Genomic DNA, 13,831 nt, shown 5'->3' with positions numbered 1-13,831 from the left:
CTGGACTCCTTGGTGATGTTGCGCTGACCGTTAGTGAATGCAGATTAGCTCTATACCAATCATCTTAAAAATGGGATATTTCGAATTAATCAATCGACCAGATAGAACGATTATGAAATATACCCTGCGCCAGCTTGAAGTGTTCCTCGCTATCGCCCGTCAACAACACCTGACCCGGGCAGCAGAATCTCTGGCCATGTCCCAGTCCGCCGCCAGCAGTGCGTTACGCGAGCTGGAGCAGCAGTTCAGTATTCGCCTGTTCGACCGGGTGGGCAAACGCCTGCAGCTGAACGAGTCCGGTCAACTGATCCGACCCCGCGCGGAGGCGCTACTGGCGGAAGCCATGGCCCTGCAACAGAGTCTGGATGTGCATAGTGAGGCCGGCCGCCTCAAGGTTGGCGCCACCCTGACCATTGGTAACTATCTGGCCGTGGGCATCATGGCCCGGTATATGAATGAACCGGGTACCGGGCGGGTTTCTCTGGATGTGGGCAATACCGAGGAGATCGCCGCAAAGGTGGCAAACTTCGAGGCCGATATCGGCCTTATAGAAGGAGAACTACATCACCCGGATATTCTGCTAACACCCTGGCAGGATGATGAGCTGGTAGTGTTCTGCGCCCCGGATCACTCTCTTGCCGGACGTCCAGCTCTGGATGACCGGGATCTGCTCGAGGCCACCTGGATTGTTCGTGAGCCGGGATCTGGCACCCGACAGACCTTTAACCGTGCTTTGCATGGCTTACTGCCGCAGCTCAATATCTTGCTGGAACTGCAGCATACCGAGGCGATCAAGCGCGCGGTGGAGGCCGGGCTGGGCATCGGCTGCCTGTCAAAAGTCACCCTGACCGAGGCCTTTCGGCGCGGCAGTCTGGTGCCGTTGCCGGTACCAGGAAGGGATTTCCAGCGTCAGTTTTACTTTGCCCTGCACCGGCATAAGTATGTCAGTGCAGGGATTGAGCGCTGGGTCAGTTTGTGCCGTGAGACGGCAGCAGGATCTCGGCCACCGTCCGACGCTCAGGCTTAAAGCGATTCACAGGCTGATCCAGTGGATATCCCAGAGACAGGCCACACAGCAACTTGTATGACTTGTCGATGGCAAATCGAGCCTCCACCGGTGAGCGCCACAGCGCCAGAGCGCCCTGAGCACAGCTTCCAAGCCCCTCATCCGTTGCAGCCAGCATCAGCGACTGGATAAAAATACCGGCATCCAGAGCGCTGTAAGCCCCCAGCCCGTCGTGGACAAACACAAACATCACCACCGGTGCATCGAAAAAACTGAAATTGCGCGCCATCTGCGCATCACGGGCGGCATGATCATCACGGGCAATGCCAAGGACGCTATACAGGCCAATGCCGGTGGCAACCCGACGCGGCTGAAGGTCCTTCGGATACTTGAGGATGGGCTTGAAATCACCATCGGGCATCACTCCGCCACGCAGCGCGCCAACAATCTTTTTTGGTAAAGAGGCCTTCTGCAAAGCGCTCGCCCGGGCAAAACGCCCGGACAACTCCTGACGCAGCTGTTCAAGCTCCGGCCCCATGGCCAGCGCCACCTTGTAGGGCTGGGTGTTGGACCAGCTCGGCGACTCCAGCGCCTTGCCCAGCAGGCGCTCAACCTGCTCACGACTGACCGGGGTCGGCGCAAAGGCGCGAATACTGCGCCGGCTCTTCAGTACATCAACAAACTCCATAACCCCCTTCCCGGCAGTGCGCCTCACATATTCAGCGTTACACAGACTACCCGGGTACAGGTGAGCATACAGTCACTGATCCGCTCACGCCGGAGGCACTCCGGTCATCGGCTGTCCGAATTTGCCCAATTTATGGCACGATTGTTCCTATTGATATATTCAGCCCATGGGCAGAATGCCGCTCACCAAAATAAGAACATCCGGAGAGCATGAAAATGAGTGGATTTCGCCTACTGATCGTCAGCGTACTGGTGCTGTTTGCCGGCAACGCCGCCGCAGATACCTATGTATATATCACCAACAGCACCCCTGACCCGGTGACCATCTCAGTGGACCATTACGGCAGCCGCACTCTGTCCAACGGCAGCCAATGGGCTCAGGAAGCAACTGCGATTGGTCCCTACGAAACCAAGCGGGTTCTGCGTTACAACCGCTACTGGGGGGTCAAGTCTGGCCACACCTACAACTTCGACACCCGTATCACCCGTAACGGCCAGTCGGTAGTTGCCAAGCAGACCATGAAGGGCACCTGGAGCGGCAGCAATATCAAGCATGCGGCCAGCGGCCCCGGCTTCAGCACCTCCTGGTACACAGACCGCAACATCCGCAGCAATAGCCACAGCTATGCTAGCCGTCCGTCTTCCACCGCATTCAAAGCGGAATATACCGGTGGCTATGACGACTTTTACTATGTGGTAACCAACGACACCCTGCCTGAGCCAGTATCAGGTGCCAATGCACTGAAAGTGCTGAGCTATAACATCTATGCGCTGCCGTTGGTGGCCACCAAGATCAGCGAGCGTCTGGCGGAGCTGCCCAAGCACCTGAAGGGCTATGACGTGATTTTGTTCCAGGAAGCGTTCTCATCGGACCGCAATGGCATGCTCCAGCAACTGGCAGCGGAATATCCCTACCAGACCCATGTGCCGAAGATTCCCTACAGCGGCATCAACGTATTCGACAGCGGCGTGCTGGTTGTGAGTCGCTACCCGATTGTTGCTACCGCCGATTTCATCTACCCGGACTGCTCAGGTACCGACTGCTTTGCCGACAAAGGCATTATCTATGCTGAAGTGATCAAAGGCGGCAAGGCTTACCACGTTACCTCGACTCACACCGCATCTTTTGATACTGCCGAGGCCCGCGCCCTGCGTCAGGAGCAGTTCCAGCAGATCCGCGCACTGGTCGATGCCCAAAACCCGGCCTCGTTTGATGCGGTGATGATGGGTGGCGATTTCAACGTTAACAAGCTGCTGTGGCCGCAAGACTACGCCCAGATGCTGACCAACCTGAATGCTACAGACCCAGTTAGCACCGGCTACACTGCCTCTACCTTTGACCCGCGCATCAACATCTTGTCTGGTGCAGCAGGCTCCGGTGGCGAGACGGTCGAATATCTGGACTATGTGGTGTATTCCAACACTCACCGCCAACCGACCCAGTCGCGCAACGATGTACGCGTACCACGCACTGCTGCCGCACCGCTGTTCCATACTCGGGATCTGTCTGATCACTTCCCGGTGATGGGTGAGTTTGTCTTCGCGCCGTGATGTCTAACCGACGCGCCCTGCTGGTGGTGGCCGCTATCGCGGTCACCACCTTTTTTCTCTTCTGGCTGTGGCCGGCGACAATGCCCGGCCAGTCAGACTTCTCCGCCACTGCCCCGACCGGGGACCAGCAAAACAGCCATAACGCCGAGCTGGACGACTCAGCCAGCCAGATTGATGAGGCCGGCATGAGTATTCAGCAACGCCGTCAACAACGCCTGCTTGCCATGCAAGAGTTGCTTCAGGCCGGTTTGGCAGAGCCGGGCAATCTGATGGCAACGATTCAGCAACTGCGCCAGCAATGTCTGCCAGATGAGGATTGCGCGGCCCTGATTGATCAGGCTCTGGCGGAATTTCCCGATGCAGACTTTGCACGACTGGTAGCCAACGCTATTAGCCGACTGCCACTTTACGAAGCGGCCATGCAGGAAACGTTAATGTCCATGGCAACCCCGGCCAGGGAACGTTATGCCACCATTCAGGCACTGCGCGAGCAAACTCTGGGAGTTGAAGAAACCAAGGCACTGTTTGGTCAGGAAGCAGCATGGGCTGAGTACCAGTTTCGCTTTGGCGAGCTGATGAGCGACCCTGCTCTGGCATCCATGCCAGCAGACCAACGCCTGGCCGCATTGCAGGCATTGCGGCAGAGTACTCTGGCGGAGTATCCGGAGGCGCTAAGCACGGTAGAGGGCGATAGCGGTCGCTACGAGCGAGAACTGGCGCTACTTAGTGCCGGAGTCACCGATGCAGCAGCTTTGGCGGACATCACCCGAGAGTTACGCCTGAGCTACTTTGGCCCTGAACAAACCGCCGCCATGGAGGCGCGCGACCAGGTTGTGAACGAGCAGCAGCAGTCTGTCAGCGATTACCAGCAAGCTGTCAAGCAACTGGATGAGGAGCTGATGCCCCTGAAAGCTCAGTTACCGGTCAGTGAATGGAGCCAGCTCTACGAGCAGCGACTCACCGAACTGCGCCTGCAATACTTCCCCTAACCGCTGATCAGAGGAAACACTTGCCTGCGTGGCAAAGTACTAATACCGTACTTACTTGTGACGCAGGTCTCACTATTTTGGCGGATTTCAAGCTGACTGGAGAGCTGCAATTATTCAGGACGAATAACTACAAGACAGGGAAATGTCGCCATGCCCATTTACCGTCACAGCGCGGATATTCTACCCAGCCTGATCGTGCTTGGCGTTTTTGCCATACAGCTGTGGGCCGTATTCAGTCTGGAGAGCACCACCGCGCTGCTGATTGTTGCCGCCGGCCTTTTGATGTTTTCTGCCTGCCCGGGCTCCATCAGCCATAACCACCATCACACCATGACCTTCCGGCACCGCTGGATGAATCGGGTTTACGAGGTGATTCTGTTTCTGGAAACCGGTGTTCCACCCTTTGCCTGGACGCTGCACCACAACCTGGGTCACCACCAGCACTATCTGGATCCCAAACTGGACCCGGCGGCATGGCAGCAAAAGGACGGCAAAACCATGAACCGGATCCGCTACGATCTCTACAACGCTGCGCGCGTCTATCCTGAGGTTATTCGCATAGGCCGCAGTCGCCCCAAGCTACTGCGCAACTTCATCATCTGGACTGCGGTGTCGCTAGCCGTGCTGGCGGTGTTGATCTGGTTAGCCCCCAAACAAGCATTGATTGTCTTTGTCCTGCCCATGCCGATCATGCTTATCGGACTGCTGGACAATACCTACCAGCAGCATCAGGGACTCGACATGAGCGGCGATCACTGCGCCTCTCGCAACACCACTAGTCGTCTTTACAACATGATCTCTTGGAATCTTGGTTACCATACTGCACACCATATGCACCCCGGGGTGCACTGGAGCAAGCTGCCAGAACTGCACAAAAAAATAAGCCACCAGATTCCAGCTCATTTGATCTGCAACTCGGTCCTGTTAAGCAGCTGTGACCGGCAGCCAGAGCCTCGCTATCAGGGCCGTGGCGGCCGTGCTATGAGACCAGGCATGGTCAGCCAGCCGGAGTCCTGATACAGCATCAGTGAATTGGCCTGATTATGTACTGGCATCGGCGGCCCACCCTTCCTACACTCCCCTTCACCCAACAGGAGGGGAACAATGATGACAAAACTTTCCGAGAAAGCTCAGGCGCTACTCGACGCCCATGTCGCTTTTACCGTTGAGCAGCTCACCGGCAAACAACTGGAACAGCAGATTGAAGAGCTTATCGACAACCTGCTTAAAGACACCAGCAAGCTGAAACTCGGCGATGTTGTCACCCCGACAATGATCAAACAGACCGCTCACCGTTACGCTATTCACCATGAAATCCCGCCAGCAATTCCAGAGCTGGTCGGCGAAGTGGCCCGTGAGCTGTATCAGCTGGAAAGCCACGACGAGAACAAGATTTTTGACTTGCTCAGCGACGAACAATTTCGCGATCTTATGAAGAAAGTGCTGGAGATGAAGGACCTGCGTGAACGGCTGATTCATGAAGCTGTGAGCAATCCGATCTACGGCGAAATGATCTCTGATGTGCTTTATCACGGCATCAGTGACTATATCACCAAGAACCCCCTGACCAAGAAAATCCCCGGAGCCCAGTCGATGATGAAGCTGGGCAAGAGCGTCATGGATATGGCCTCCCCGAATGCGGAACAGGGTATCAAGAGATATATCGGTCAGAACATCAATGCCTCGATGAAGCAAAGTGAGAAGTTTCTGGTTCGCAACCTGTCCGATGAAAAGATCAGCCGCGTGGCAGAAGATATCTGGGATGAGGTCAAGCTCAACAAGATTTCCGTATTCCGCAATTACGTCAAAGAAAGCGACATCGAAGACTTTTTTGTTATTGGCTTCGAATACTGGCGGGAGCTGCGCAAGGCAGATTACTACCGCGACATGATTGACGCGGGGATTGACTTCTTCTTTAAAAAATATGGCAAAAGCACACTCCCTGAGCTATTGGATGAAATGGGAGTGGATCGCAATATGATGGTGGCAGAGGCCATGCACTATGCCCCCCATGTCCTCGCCGTGCTAAACAAGAAAGGCATTCTGGAAAAGGCCGTTCGCCGCCAGCTGGCGCCATTCTATGAGTCCGAAGCCCTGCAAAATCTGATCGGCTAAAAAAACGGGGCCTGACGGCCCCGTTTTTTTATTTCTCCCATCCTTAAAATGGCAGGAGCCTGCAACCAGATCAGTCCGCTTTAGCGCGACGCGGCTTGCTCGACACTGGTGGCTTTTCCGACCAAGGTGAAATCGACAGCTTCTGGCCAGACACCCAAACATTGCGCAGATGTTGCAACGAGGTTGCCGGCATAGTCTGCGGCAGGTCCACCGTAGAAAACTCCGGGAAGATATCGATCCGACCAATATTCTGACTATTCATATTGGCTTCGTTAGCAATTGCACCAACAATGTTAGCTGGCTTGACACCATGCTTGCGGCCTACCGCAATACGATAGCGTGCCATGCCCGGTTCCGGAGCAGTCGGTGCCTTGCCTGGACGTCGCTCTGCGCGCTCCTTGTATTCCACCCGCACTCTCGGGCCAGCAGAATCACGGGGGCGATCATCGCGCTCTCGGGGCTTGCGGGCAACAATCGGGCGATCCTTAATATGAAACTCGCGATCCCCCTGTGCCACAACGGCCATCGCTGCAGCCAGCTCCAGAGGAGCGATATCCAGCTCTTCCTGCCAACGGGCCAGCAGCCCACGGAACGGCTCCAGCTGGCCTTTTTCCAACACTCGCTCAAGCTGTTCGCGCAAGCGGCGTTCGCGGGCAACATTGATATCCGCAGCCGTCGGCAGTGGCATTTCTTCTACCTTCTGACGAGTGACACGCTCGATGGTCTGCAGCAGGCGCTTGTCTTTGGGCGTGACAAAGAGAATGGCATCACCTTCACGTCCAGCACGGCCAGTGCGGCCGATACGGTGCACGTAGGTCTCCGCATCGTAGGAGATATCGTAATTGATAACATGAGAAATACGCGGCACATCAAGACCACGCGCAACCACATCGGTGGCCACCAGAATATCTATGCGCTTGCTCTTCAACTGCTCCACAGTCTGCTCACGCAGATTCTGCGGCATATCGCCATTCAGGGCGACTGCACGATAGTTCTGCCGCTGCAGTGCATCTGCAGTTTCCACAGTGCTTTCCTTGGTGCGGCAGAAAACAATCACACCGTCATAGTCTTCACACTCAAGTACACGTACCAGCGCATCGAGCTTGTCACGGTGGGAAACAAACAGATAACGCTGACGAATCGCTGCCACCGTTTCAGTTTTAGACTTGATGGTGATTTCTTCCGGATTCTTCAGGTATTTCTGCGCCAGTTTGCGTATCGGAACCGGCATGGTGGCGGAGAACAGTGCCACCTGACATTCTTTCGGCATCGCTGCGAGAACCGCTTCAACGTCGTCAATAAATCCCATGCGCAGCATTTCATCTGCTTCATCCAGCACCAAACACTCGAGCCGGTCCAGTTTGAGAGTGCCGCGGTTCAAATGATCAATCACCCGACCTGGTGTGCCGATAACGAACTGCACGCCATTGCGCAGGGCGCTGGTCTGGGGACGGTAATCCATGCCACCACACAGGCTAACAACCTGCATACCAGCATAACCTGCAGCGTAACGGACAAATGATTCAGTTACCTGCAAGGCAAGTTCACGAGTCGGCGCCAACACCAACACCTGCGCATGCCGAGCAGTACTGTCGCCATAACGGGAAATCAGTGGCAACGCAAAAGCGGCCGTCTTACCCGTGCCAGTCTGTGCCTGACCAATAACGTCACGACCAGCCAGCATCAGAGGGATCATTTGCGCCTGAATAGGCGATGGAGTGTTGTAGTTCAGGGAGTCCAGTGCGGAAAGCACAGGCGAAGCGAGGCCGAGGGCTGCAAAGCCCGGCGTGGTTTGTTCAGCAGTCATCAAGCACCTTTTATTGTGGCGCTTGCAGACATCTGCGTTGGCCACGTCAGTTTAGGGCGCGGACTATATCAGAATAACCCCGGCACTGATAGGGAAAAGCTGCCTAAGCCATCCTTCTGATTGTTAAAAAAGTGTGAAGCAGGCGTCATTATGACATCACTGACAGGTGCACAATCTCGCGCGGCTTAACCCCTGATACCTGCGGGCAGTGGTTTTCAGGGACACTCAATAATGGATTACGGAGTATTCATGGCGTCTGAGCCATCCCTGTCGGCACTGCCGCAATGGCCGGCCTTTGCCGGTATCGCCAACGCCTCAATGTCATCCCTGAGTCGTATCAGCGGAGCTATGCAGTGGCTGCTGGCCGAGCCCAGCGAGCCGCACCAGGCTCGTGTGCTGCTATGTAGTGGTGAAGGGCCACTGGAGACTGGCAGCCAGCTGCCTCGCCCTGTGAGCCCAGTGCAACCACTGGGTAATGGCACCCTGATCAGCCTGCCTCTGGGTAACGACCGTGAACCAAAGGGCTATCTGGGCATCTGGCACATCGATATGGAAGGTAGTCAGGATGCTTTTTTCCCATTGCTTGAGGCCAAAGCCGGGCTTTTCAGCGCCCTGCTGGACGAACTGCAACGCAGCCGCGCATTGTTGGCCGAGCTGGAACGGGCTCGTCTGGATGCGGAAACTGACGTACTTACCGGGCTGCTCAACCGGCGCGGCTGGAATCGCCAACTAGCTCGTGAAGAAGCCCGTTGCCAGCGCTATGGCCACATTTGCACCCTGCTGGTCGTGGATCTGGACGACCTCAAGACGGTCAATGACGACAGCGGTCACTGCGCGGGCGACAGACTGATCAGGCACATCGGTCGCCTGCTGGCAGACACCGTACGCCAGCCGGATATCGTTGCCCGGATTGGCGGGGACGAGTTCGCCATCCTGCTTGTTAACACCGATGCACTGAATGCCCGTGGCTTCGAAAAGCGTCTGGCCCAGGCATTCGCCGAGTCCGGCATCCAAGCCTCCACGGGCCGGGCCAGCTGGCAGCCGGGAGAGGCCCTGCAGGACACCCTATGCAGGGCGGGTCGCGCAATGTACGCCAACAAGCCGGTGCACCGCACAAGTCAGGCCTGAACCCTTGTTGAATTGTTGTCTTCACGCTGTTGATGCATTCTTCACCAACAAGCGGTCATGATCTGGCCATTCACGTGGAGAGGATCAACATGGCTCAGTCCCTGCAAAATCTGTCACTGCTACTGGTGGAAGACCATCGCCAGCTAGCCCAGAGCGTTCTGGAGTTTCTCGAACAGCAAGGTGCCAGCGTGGATTACGCCGGCGATGGCCGACTGGCGAGAGAGTTACTACGTGAGCATCACTACGACCTGATCCTGCTGGATATCATGCTCCCCGGCGAAGATGGGTACTCTGTTTGCCAGTATTTGCGCAAAGAGTTGACCCTCACCACGCCGGTCATATTCCTGACCGCCCGTGACCATCTGGATGACAAACTCGAAGGCTTCTCTCAAGGTGGCGACGACTATCTGGTCAAGCCATTCGCCTTGCCGGAGCTGTTAGCACGTGTACAGGCTCAGGTACGGCGTAACCGTGGAGAAGTAGCTCCACATGTGCTCAGCGTTGCTGATCTGGAGCTGGACCCATCACGTCAGGAAGTGCGACGCGAAGGACAGGTCCTGAAGCTATCACCCACCGCTTTCCGCATCCTGCGCATTCTGATGCGCGAATCTCCAAAGGTTGTTAGCCGCGAGCAGTTGGAAAAAGAGTTGTGGGGTGATCTGGTGCCAGATTCAGATGCCCTGCGCAGCCATCTGTATAATCTGCGCAAGGTCATCGACAAGCCGTTCTCGCTGCCCTTGCTGGAAACCTTGCCTGGAGTTGGCTTTGCCGTCAGGCAGCCGGGAAAGGCCGCCTGATAAAGTCTTTTAGTGGCGTTGCCAGAAGGGGAACGTCACTCTTACGCTGGTGCCCTGTCCAAGGGCGCTGGCCACTTCAAGCTTCCACCGACAACGCTCACATAAGCGCTGCACAATGGCCAAGCCAAGCCCGTGGCCGCTTTCCCCCATGGTCTGACCTCGCTCGAATGGCTGCATCAAACGCTGTAGTTGTGACGGATCCATCCCCGGGCCCGTGTCTTGCACCACTAACGACCCCGCATCGATTGATATGGTCACATGGCCGGAGCCGGTGTAGTTGATGGCATTGCGAATAAGATTGGTGAGCACCATAGTCAGCACAGTCTCCGGTGCCCTGAGCATCAACAGAACACTTTGCTCAACCCGCACACCAACATTTTTTCGCTGGGCCAGCGCCTCCAGACGTTCAACCAGATTACACACCAGATCGTTAACAATAAGCTCCTCGTCCGGCAGCTCACGGCTCTCACTGCGGGCCAGCAATAACAGCGTTTCAATCAGCGCTTCCATATCGCCGACCGTATCTTCGATACGGCGCAACGCCTCCGGGCTGACCTGACGCCCGGATAGCAGCTCAAGATTGGCGCGAATCACCGCCAGCGGTGTGCGCAGCTCATGACTGGCATCCCGAGTAAACTGTCGCTCACGCTCGACAAAACCAACCAGTCGATTTGCATAGGCCTCAAGTGCTACTACCAGCACTGCCACCTCACTGTCCGCTTCTGCTTCTACCACAGACAAATCGGGGCGCGCGGCGCGCGGATCATTCACCGGAGTACGGCGCAGTAACTCTGCCAGCTGCACCAAAGGCGACACCAGCTTGCGTGATTTCCGCCAGGTCATAAACGAGCCGATATAAATTACCAGCAGTACGCCACTAAGCGGCAGAATGCCAAACACAAACGCCAACATGGAAACACGCTGCTCATCAAAAATCAGATACAGGGTTTCCTGACCGCGCCGCTCCGCATAAACAATAGGATGATTACCATCCAGCTCAACCCGGACAAACTCCCCAGGTGACAAGCCACGCAATGCCTGGGGAATAGCATCCCCACCGGGCCCATCGATCAGGCCGAGAAGATGTCGTGTATTAGGGCGCTGAATATCAGGTTGCTGTTCTCTGGCATCCCAGAAGTGCTCCGCCTCCATCACCAGAGCCTGTCGCACCAGCACCCGCTCGATAATCTGGGCTGTCACCCACACACCAAACAGGGTGGCAAAGCTGATCAACACCATCTGCAGCAGGTAGGCTCTGGTCAGGCGGTACTGAAGACCGGCGCGACGCATAATAAATTCCCGAACTATTATTCAGCGGCAAAAAGATAGTGGCCAACGAACCACTCTGTACCATCACCATAGCCGAACAACTCAGAGCAGGCCATGAAAAACATGCGCCAGCGCTGCAGCCATAGCTTCGCTTCAGCCTCGCCATAGGTGGCAGTCAGCACCGGCATAATCTGGCCCCTGCGAGCGTCCGTGTTATCTAGCCACGCTTCCAGAGTACGCGAGTAATGTTTGCCATTCACCTGCCAGGCCTGTTCAAGTTGATACCAGTCCTGACTGCGATCTAACAGGTCAAATGAGGGCATCACGCCGCCGGTAAAAAAGTAGCGGCCCATCCAGTTCTTCTCGCCTTCCACTTCAAACGGGTAGAACAGCTCTCGATGGCAAAAAATATGCACAAATAGCTTTCCACCCGGCTCCAACCAGGAATGGATTCGACGCATCAACTCACGGTGATTGCGCATGTGCTCAAACATCTCCACAGATACCACTCGATCAAACTTGCCGGGCGCAGCAAGTCCAGATACATCCGCAGTAATCACCGTCAAATTTTTCAGCCCGCGCGCCTTGGCTTGCTGATCAATCCAGTCTTTCTGGGAGGCAGAGTTAGAGACTGATACAAACGAGCTCTGCGGATAATGCTCAGCCATCCATAGAGACAAAGAGCCCCAACCGCAACCGAGCTCCAGCACCCGCTGCCCGTCCTTCAGTTCCGCCCGCTCACAAGTTAGCGCCAGCATGGCTGCTTCCGCTTCTTCCAAAGTACGGACACCCTCTCCCCAGTAGCCACTGCTATATTTCAAGTGCGGCCCCAGTGCCAACTGATAGAACTGGGCTGGCACTTCATAGTGCTGGTCATTGGCCTCTTGTTGAGCAACCGCCACAGGCCCGGACGCCAGCTCCGCCATCAGGCCCAGCTTACGCTCCTCAATGCTCTGCAACGCAGCACCATATTCACCGGCCAAACGCTGCTTCAGCAATCGCCGGATGCCGAAGCGGATCAGGCTGTCTGGAGCAATTCCATGCTCGGCAAGGGCAATCATCATGACTTTGATCTCCATGGAATAAATACGCTAGTTGAACGCTGATAATCGCGGTAATCCTCTCCGCGACTCTTCAATGCCTGCCGTTCGGTGTAAGGAATTCCTGTAACGAACCACAGAAACAAAAACATCATTATTGGCGCCAGCCACAACCACTGGGCACCAGCGGCACCAACCGCCATCAGTGGATAACTGAACCAATGAAGCCACTCAAAAAAGTAGTTGGGATGCCGCGAGTATCGCCACAGACCCTCACGGCAAGTTTTGCCACGATTAGAAGGGTTAGTACGAAACTTATGAAGCTGGCGATCTGCTAGCGCTTCACCCATCAGCGCCATCACACCAATAAGAAATCCAAGCCACAAAAAGAAAGTACTCCCGCCAGGATGGCTAGATAGTAGCCAATGGGGCAGCGCGAAAAGCCACGCCAGCAGCCCCTGGGAAAGAAAGAAGAATAAATGGAAGGCATTTACACGCTCACCAAAATGTTCGCGAATGGCTCGATACCGTCCCTCCTCTTCAGCCCCATGCACACGGCGCCAGATATGAGTGCCAAGTCGCACCGACCAGACGCCAATCAACAATGCGGCAAGCACGCGGTGCAAAAGGTCACCATCTGCCGGAAGCACCAGCAAATAAAACAATGCCGCCCCACCAACACCGAAGGTCCATATAACATCGACATGGCCAGCATTCCTGGTCACCGTCTGTCGCCACCATCCGGCCAGACAAACCACTGCTAACAGCACTGCAGATATAACCAGAGAATTCATGACTCCACCTGCACCGTCTGCTGGCGAGATTCATCTGCCAGCCACGCCAGAAATGGCACCAGCACACTCCAACCCAGCCCATAGGCTAACAGCAAGGGCAGCGTGCCCATGGGTGGCTGCGCAGCGCCAAAGCGCAACCCTGCATACATAGACATCACGCTTCCAATACCTCCAAACAGCGACGCCAGCACGAGTCGCTTGCGCATCCAGGCCATCGAGTAGAGAAAGCTCTGTGCGAAACCAGCCCACAGGCACAATATCCACAGTGGTGGCATATGCTGCCACCACTGTAGCTCGTAACGAATTAGTCCGCTGGACAGTAGCAGCACCTCAAACACCATACCGGTTGCCAGTCCGATCATCACCAGGCGGAGGTCGGCACGCAAGCACCCACCGGATAGCCGCGTCCATCCCAGAAGCGCCACTAACGCCAAAGGCGCTGGCCAGTGCAAGCCAGCCGCAGCGCCCAGCACCGCGGCGAACCAGAGCGCCTGGAATAGAACAAAGTTGCCGATAACGGCTGAAGCAGGGGAGTTTAGTTTCATCCGCCTACGTTAAGGATGTAGCTGTGAAACCATTGTGACGGGCAGCTTCACGCCTGATTGATTACCAATCCGCCATCTTGGCTCCCGTCAACAGGGAATTCTT

13 protein-coding genes are annotated in these 13,831 nt (G+C 55.9%); 7 read left to right on the top strand and 6 right to left on the bottom strand.

All coding sequences use genetic code 11. The features are described 5' to 3' along the window. The first annotated feature begins 112 nt into the window (after window positions 1-112). Complete coding sequence (locus tag J1C54_RS01455; RefSeq protein ID WP_229144051.1) at window positions 113-1,027, top strand: LysR family transcriptional regulator; 915 nt, start codon at window positions 113-115, stop codon at window positions 1,025-1,027. On the opposite strand, the gene J1C54_RS01450 is transcribed toward J1C54_RS01455, so the two are convergent. Then, window positions 969-1,694, bottom strand: coding sequence for a nitroreductase (locus J1C54_RS01450; protein ID WP_229144050.1), 726 nt, complete (start codon window positions 1,692-1,694; stop codon window positions 969-971). The two genes, J1C54_RS01455 and J1C54_RS01450, sit on opposite strands and share 59 nt — an antisense overlap. Before the next feature lie 215 nt (window positions 1,695-1,909). On the opposite strand from J1C54_RS01450, the gene J1C54_RS01445 reads away from it, so the two are divergent. The 4 genes from J1C54_RS01445 to J1C54_RS01430 all read left to right on the top strand — a co-directional run bounded on the left by J1C54_RS01445 (window position 1,910) and on the right by J1C54_RS01430 (window position 6,348). Next, a complete protein-coding gene (locus J1C54_RS01445) occupies window positions 1,910-3,244 on the top strand; it encodes a sphingomyelin phosphodiesterase (RefSeq protein ID WP_229144049.1) in 1,335 nt (444 codons plus the stop codon). Beyond that, entirely contained in the window at window positions 3,244-4,233 is a 990-nt protein-coding gene (locus J1C54_RS01440) for a lipase chaperone (RefSeq protein ID WP_229144048.1), read from the top strand. Before J1C54_RS01445 ends, J1C54_RS01440 begins: the two co-directional genes overlap by 1 nt. Before the next feature lie 150 nt (window positions 4,234-4,383). Beyond that, window positions 4,384-5,250 carry a fatty acid desaturase gene (locus tag J1C54_RS01435; RefSeq protein ID WP_229144047.1) on the top strand — a complete coding sequence of 289 codons (867 nt, stop codon included), beginning with the start codon at window positions 4,384-4,386 and terminating at the stop codon, window positions 5,248-5,250. A gap of 87 nt (window positions 5,251-5,337) precedes the next feature. After that, complete coding sequence (locus tag J1C54_RS01430; protein ID WP_229144046.1) at window positions 5,338-6,348, top strand: hypothetical protein; 1,011 nt, start codon at window positions 5,338-5,340, stop codon at window positions 6,346-6,348. A 70-nt stretch (window positions 6,349-6,418) separates the two neighbouring features. On the opposite strand, the gene J1C54_RS01425 is transcribed toward J1C54_RS01430, so the two are convergent. Further along, window positions 6,419-8,155: a DEAD/DEAH box helicase gene (locus tag J1C54_RS01425; protein ID WP_229144045.1), complete on the bottom strand. Its 1,737-nt coding sequence runs from the start codon at window positions 8,153-8,155 to the stop codon at window positions 6,419-6,421. Window positions 8,156-8,404: 249 nt separating this feature from the next. Between J1C54_RS01425 and J1C54_RS01420 the strand changes: the two genes are divergently transcribed. Both J1C54_RS01420 and J1C54_RS01415 read left to right on the top strand, forming a co-directional pair. Beyond that, window positions 8,405-9,283 (top strand): GGDEF domain-containing protein, encoded by an 879-nt coding sequence (locus J1C54_RS01420; RefSeq protein ID WP_229144044.1) that lies wholly within the window; start codon window positions 8,405-8,407, stop codon window positions 9,281-9,283. A 110-nt stretch (window positions 9,284-9,393) separates the two neighbouring features. Then, window positions 9,394-10,080, top strand: a complete 687-nt coding sequence (locus J1C54_RS01415; RefSeq protein WP_229144327.1) for a response regulator transcription factor — start codon at window positions 9,394-9,396, stop codon at window positions 10,078-10,080. 9 nt (window positions 10,081-10,089) lie between these two features. On the opposite strand, the gene J1C54_RS01410 is transcribed toward J1C54_RS01415, so the two are convergent. From J1C54_RS01410 to J1C54_RS01395, 4 genes are read right to left on the bottom strand one after another with little or no spacing between them, the layout of a single operon-like run. Next, complete coding sequence (locus J1C54_RS01410; protein WP_229144043.1) at window positions 10,090-11,370, bottom strand: HAMP domain-containing sensor histidine kinase; 1,281 nt, start codon at window positions 11,368-11,370, stop codon at window positions 10,090-10,092. Between the two features lie 17 nt (window positions 11,371-11,387). Beyond that, window positions 11,388-12,413 (bottom strand): cyclopropane-fatty-acyl-phospholipid synthase family protein, encoded by a 1,026-nt coding sequence (locus tag J1C54_RS01405; RefSeq protein ID WP_229144042.1) that lies wholly within the window; start codon window positions 12,411-12,413, stop codon window positions 11,388-11,390. Next, window positions 12,410-13,183, bottom strand: a complete 774-nt coding sequence (locus J1C54_RS01400; RefSeq protein ID WP_229144041.1) for a DUF1295 domain-containing protein — start codon at window positions 13,181-13,183, stop codon at window positions 12,410-12,412. The genes J1C54_RS01405 and J1C54_RS01400 overlap by 4 nt, the downstream gene beginning before the upstream one ends. Beyond that, window positions 13,180-13,728, bottom strand: coding sequence for a DUF2878 domain-containing protein (locus tag J1C54_RS01395; protein WP_229144040.1), 549 nt, complete (start codon window positions 13,726-13,728; stop codon window positions 13,180-13,182). The genes J1C54_RS01400 and J1C54_RS01395 overlap by 4 nt, the downstream gene beginning before the upstream one ends. Window positions 13,729-13,831: the final 103 nt, after the last annotated feature.

The sequence above is a fragment of the Alcanivorax sp. 1008 genome, assembly GCF_020667895.1.
Taxonomy (GTDB): Bacteria; Pseudomonadota; Gammaproteobacteria; order Pseudomonadales; family Alcanivoracaceae; genus PGZG01.
This window is presented reverse-complemented; position numbering and strand designations above follow the sequence as displayed.

What these genes read in the sequence shown, in the direction of transcription:
- J1C54_RS01455 (WP_229144051.1), top strand. Translation starts at nt 113, where the DNA reads ATGAAATATACCCTGCGCCAGCTTGAAGTGTTCCTCGCTATCGCCCGT.
- J1C54_RS01450 (WP_229144050.1), bottom strand. Translation starts at nt 1,694, where the DNA reads ATGGAGTTTGTTGATGTACTGAAGAGCCGGCGCAGTATTCGCGCCTTT.
- J1C54_RS01445 (WP_229144049.1), top strand. Translation starts at nt 1,910, where the DNA reads ATGAGTGGATTTCGCCTACTGATCGTCAGCGTACTGGTGCTGTTTGCC.
- J1C54_RS01440 (WP_229144048.1), top strand. Translation starts at nt 3,244, where the DNA reads ATGTCTAACCGACGCGCCCTGCTGGTGGTGGCCGCTATCGCGGTCACC.
- J1C54_RS01435 (WP_229144047.1), top strand. Translation starts at nt 4,384, where the DNA reads ATGCCCATTTACCGTCACAGCGCGGATATTCTACCCAGCCTGATCGTG.
- J1C54_RS01430 (WP_229144046.1), top strand. Translation starts at nt 5,338, where the DNA reads ATGATGACAAAACTTTCCGAGAAAGCTCAGGCGCTACTCGACGCCCAT.
- J1C54_RS01425 (WP_229144045.1), bottom strand. Translation starts at nt 8,155, where the DNA reads ATGACTGCTGAACAAACCACGCCGGGCTTTGCAGCCCTCGGCCTCGCT.
- J1C54_RS01420 (WP_229144044.1), top strand. Translation starts at nt 8,405, where the DNA reads ATGGCGTCTGAGCCATCCCTGTCGGCACTGCCGCAATGGCCGGCCTTT.
- J1C54_RS01410 (WP_229144043.1), bottom strand. Translation starts at nt 11,370, where the DNA reads ATGCGTCGCGCCGGTCTTCAGTACCGCCTGACCAGAGCCTACCTGCTG.
- J1C54_RS01405 (WP_229144042.1), bottom strand. Translation starts at nt 12,413, where the DNA reads ATGATGATTGCCCTTGCCGAGCATGGAATTGCTCCAGACAGCCTGATC.
- J1C54_RS01400 (WP_229144041.1), bottom strand. Translation starts at nt 13,183, where the DNA reads ATGAATTCTCTGGTTATATCTGCAGTGCTGTTAGCAGTGGTTTGTCTG.
- J1C54_RS01395 (WP_229144040.1), bottom strand. Translation starts at nt 13,728, where the DNA reads ATGAAACTAAACTCCCCTGCTTCAGCCGTTATCGGCAACTTTGTTCTA.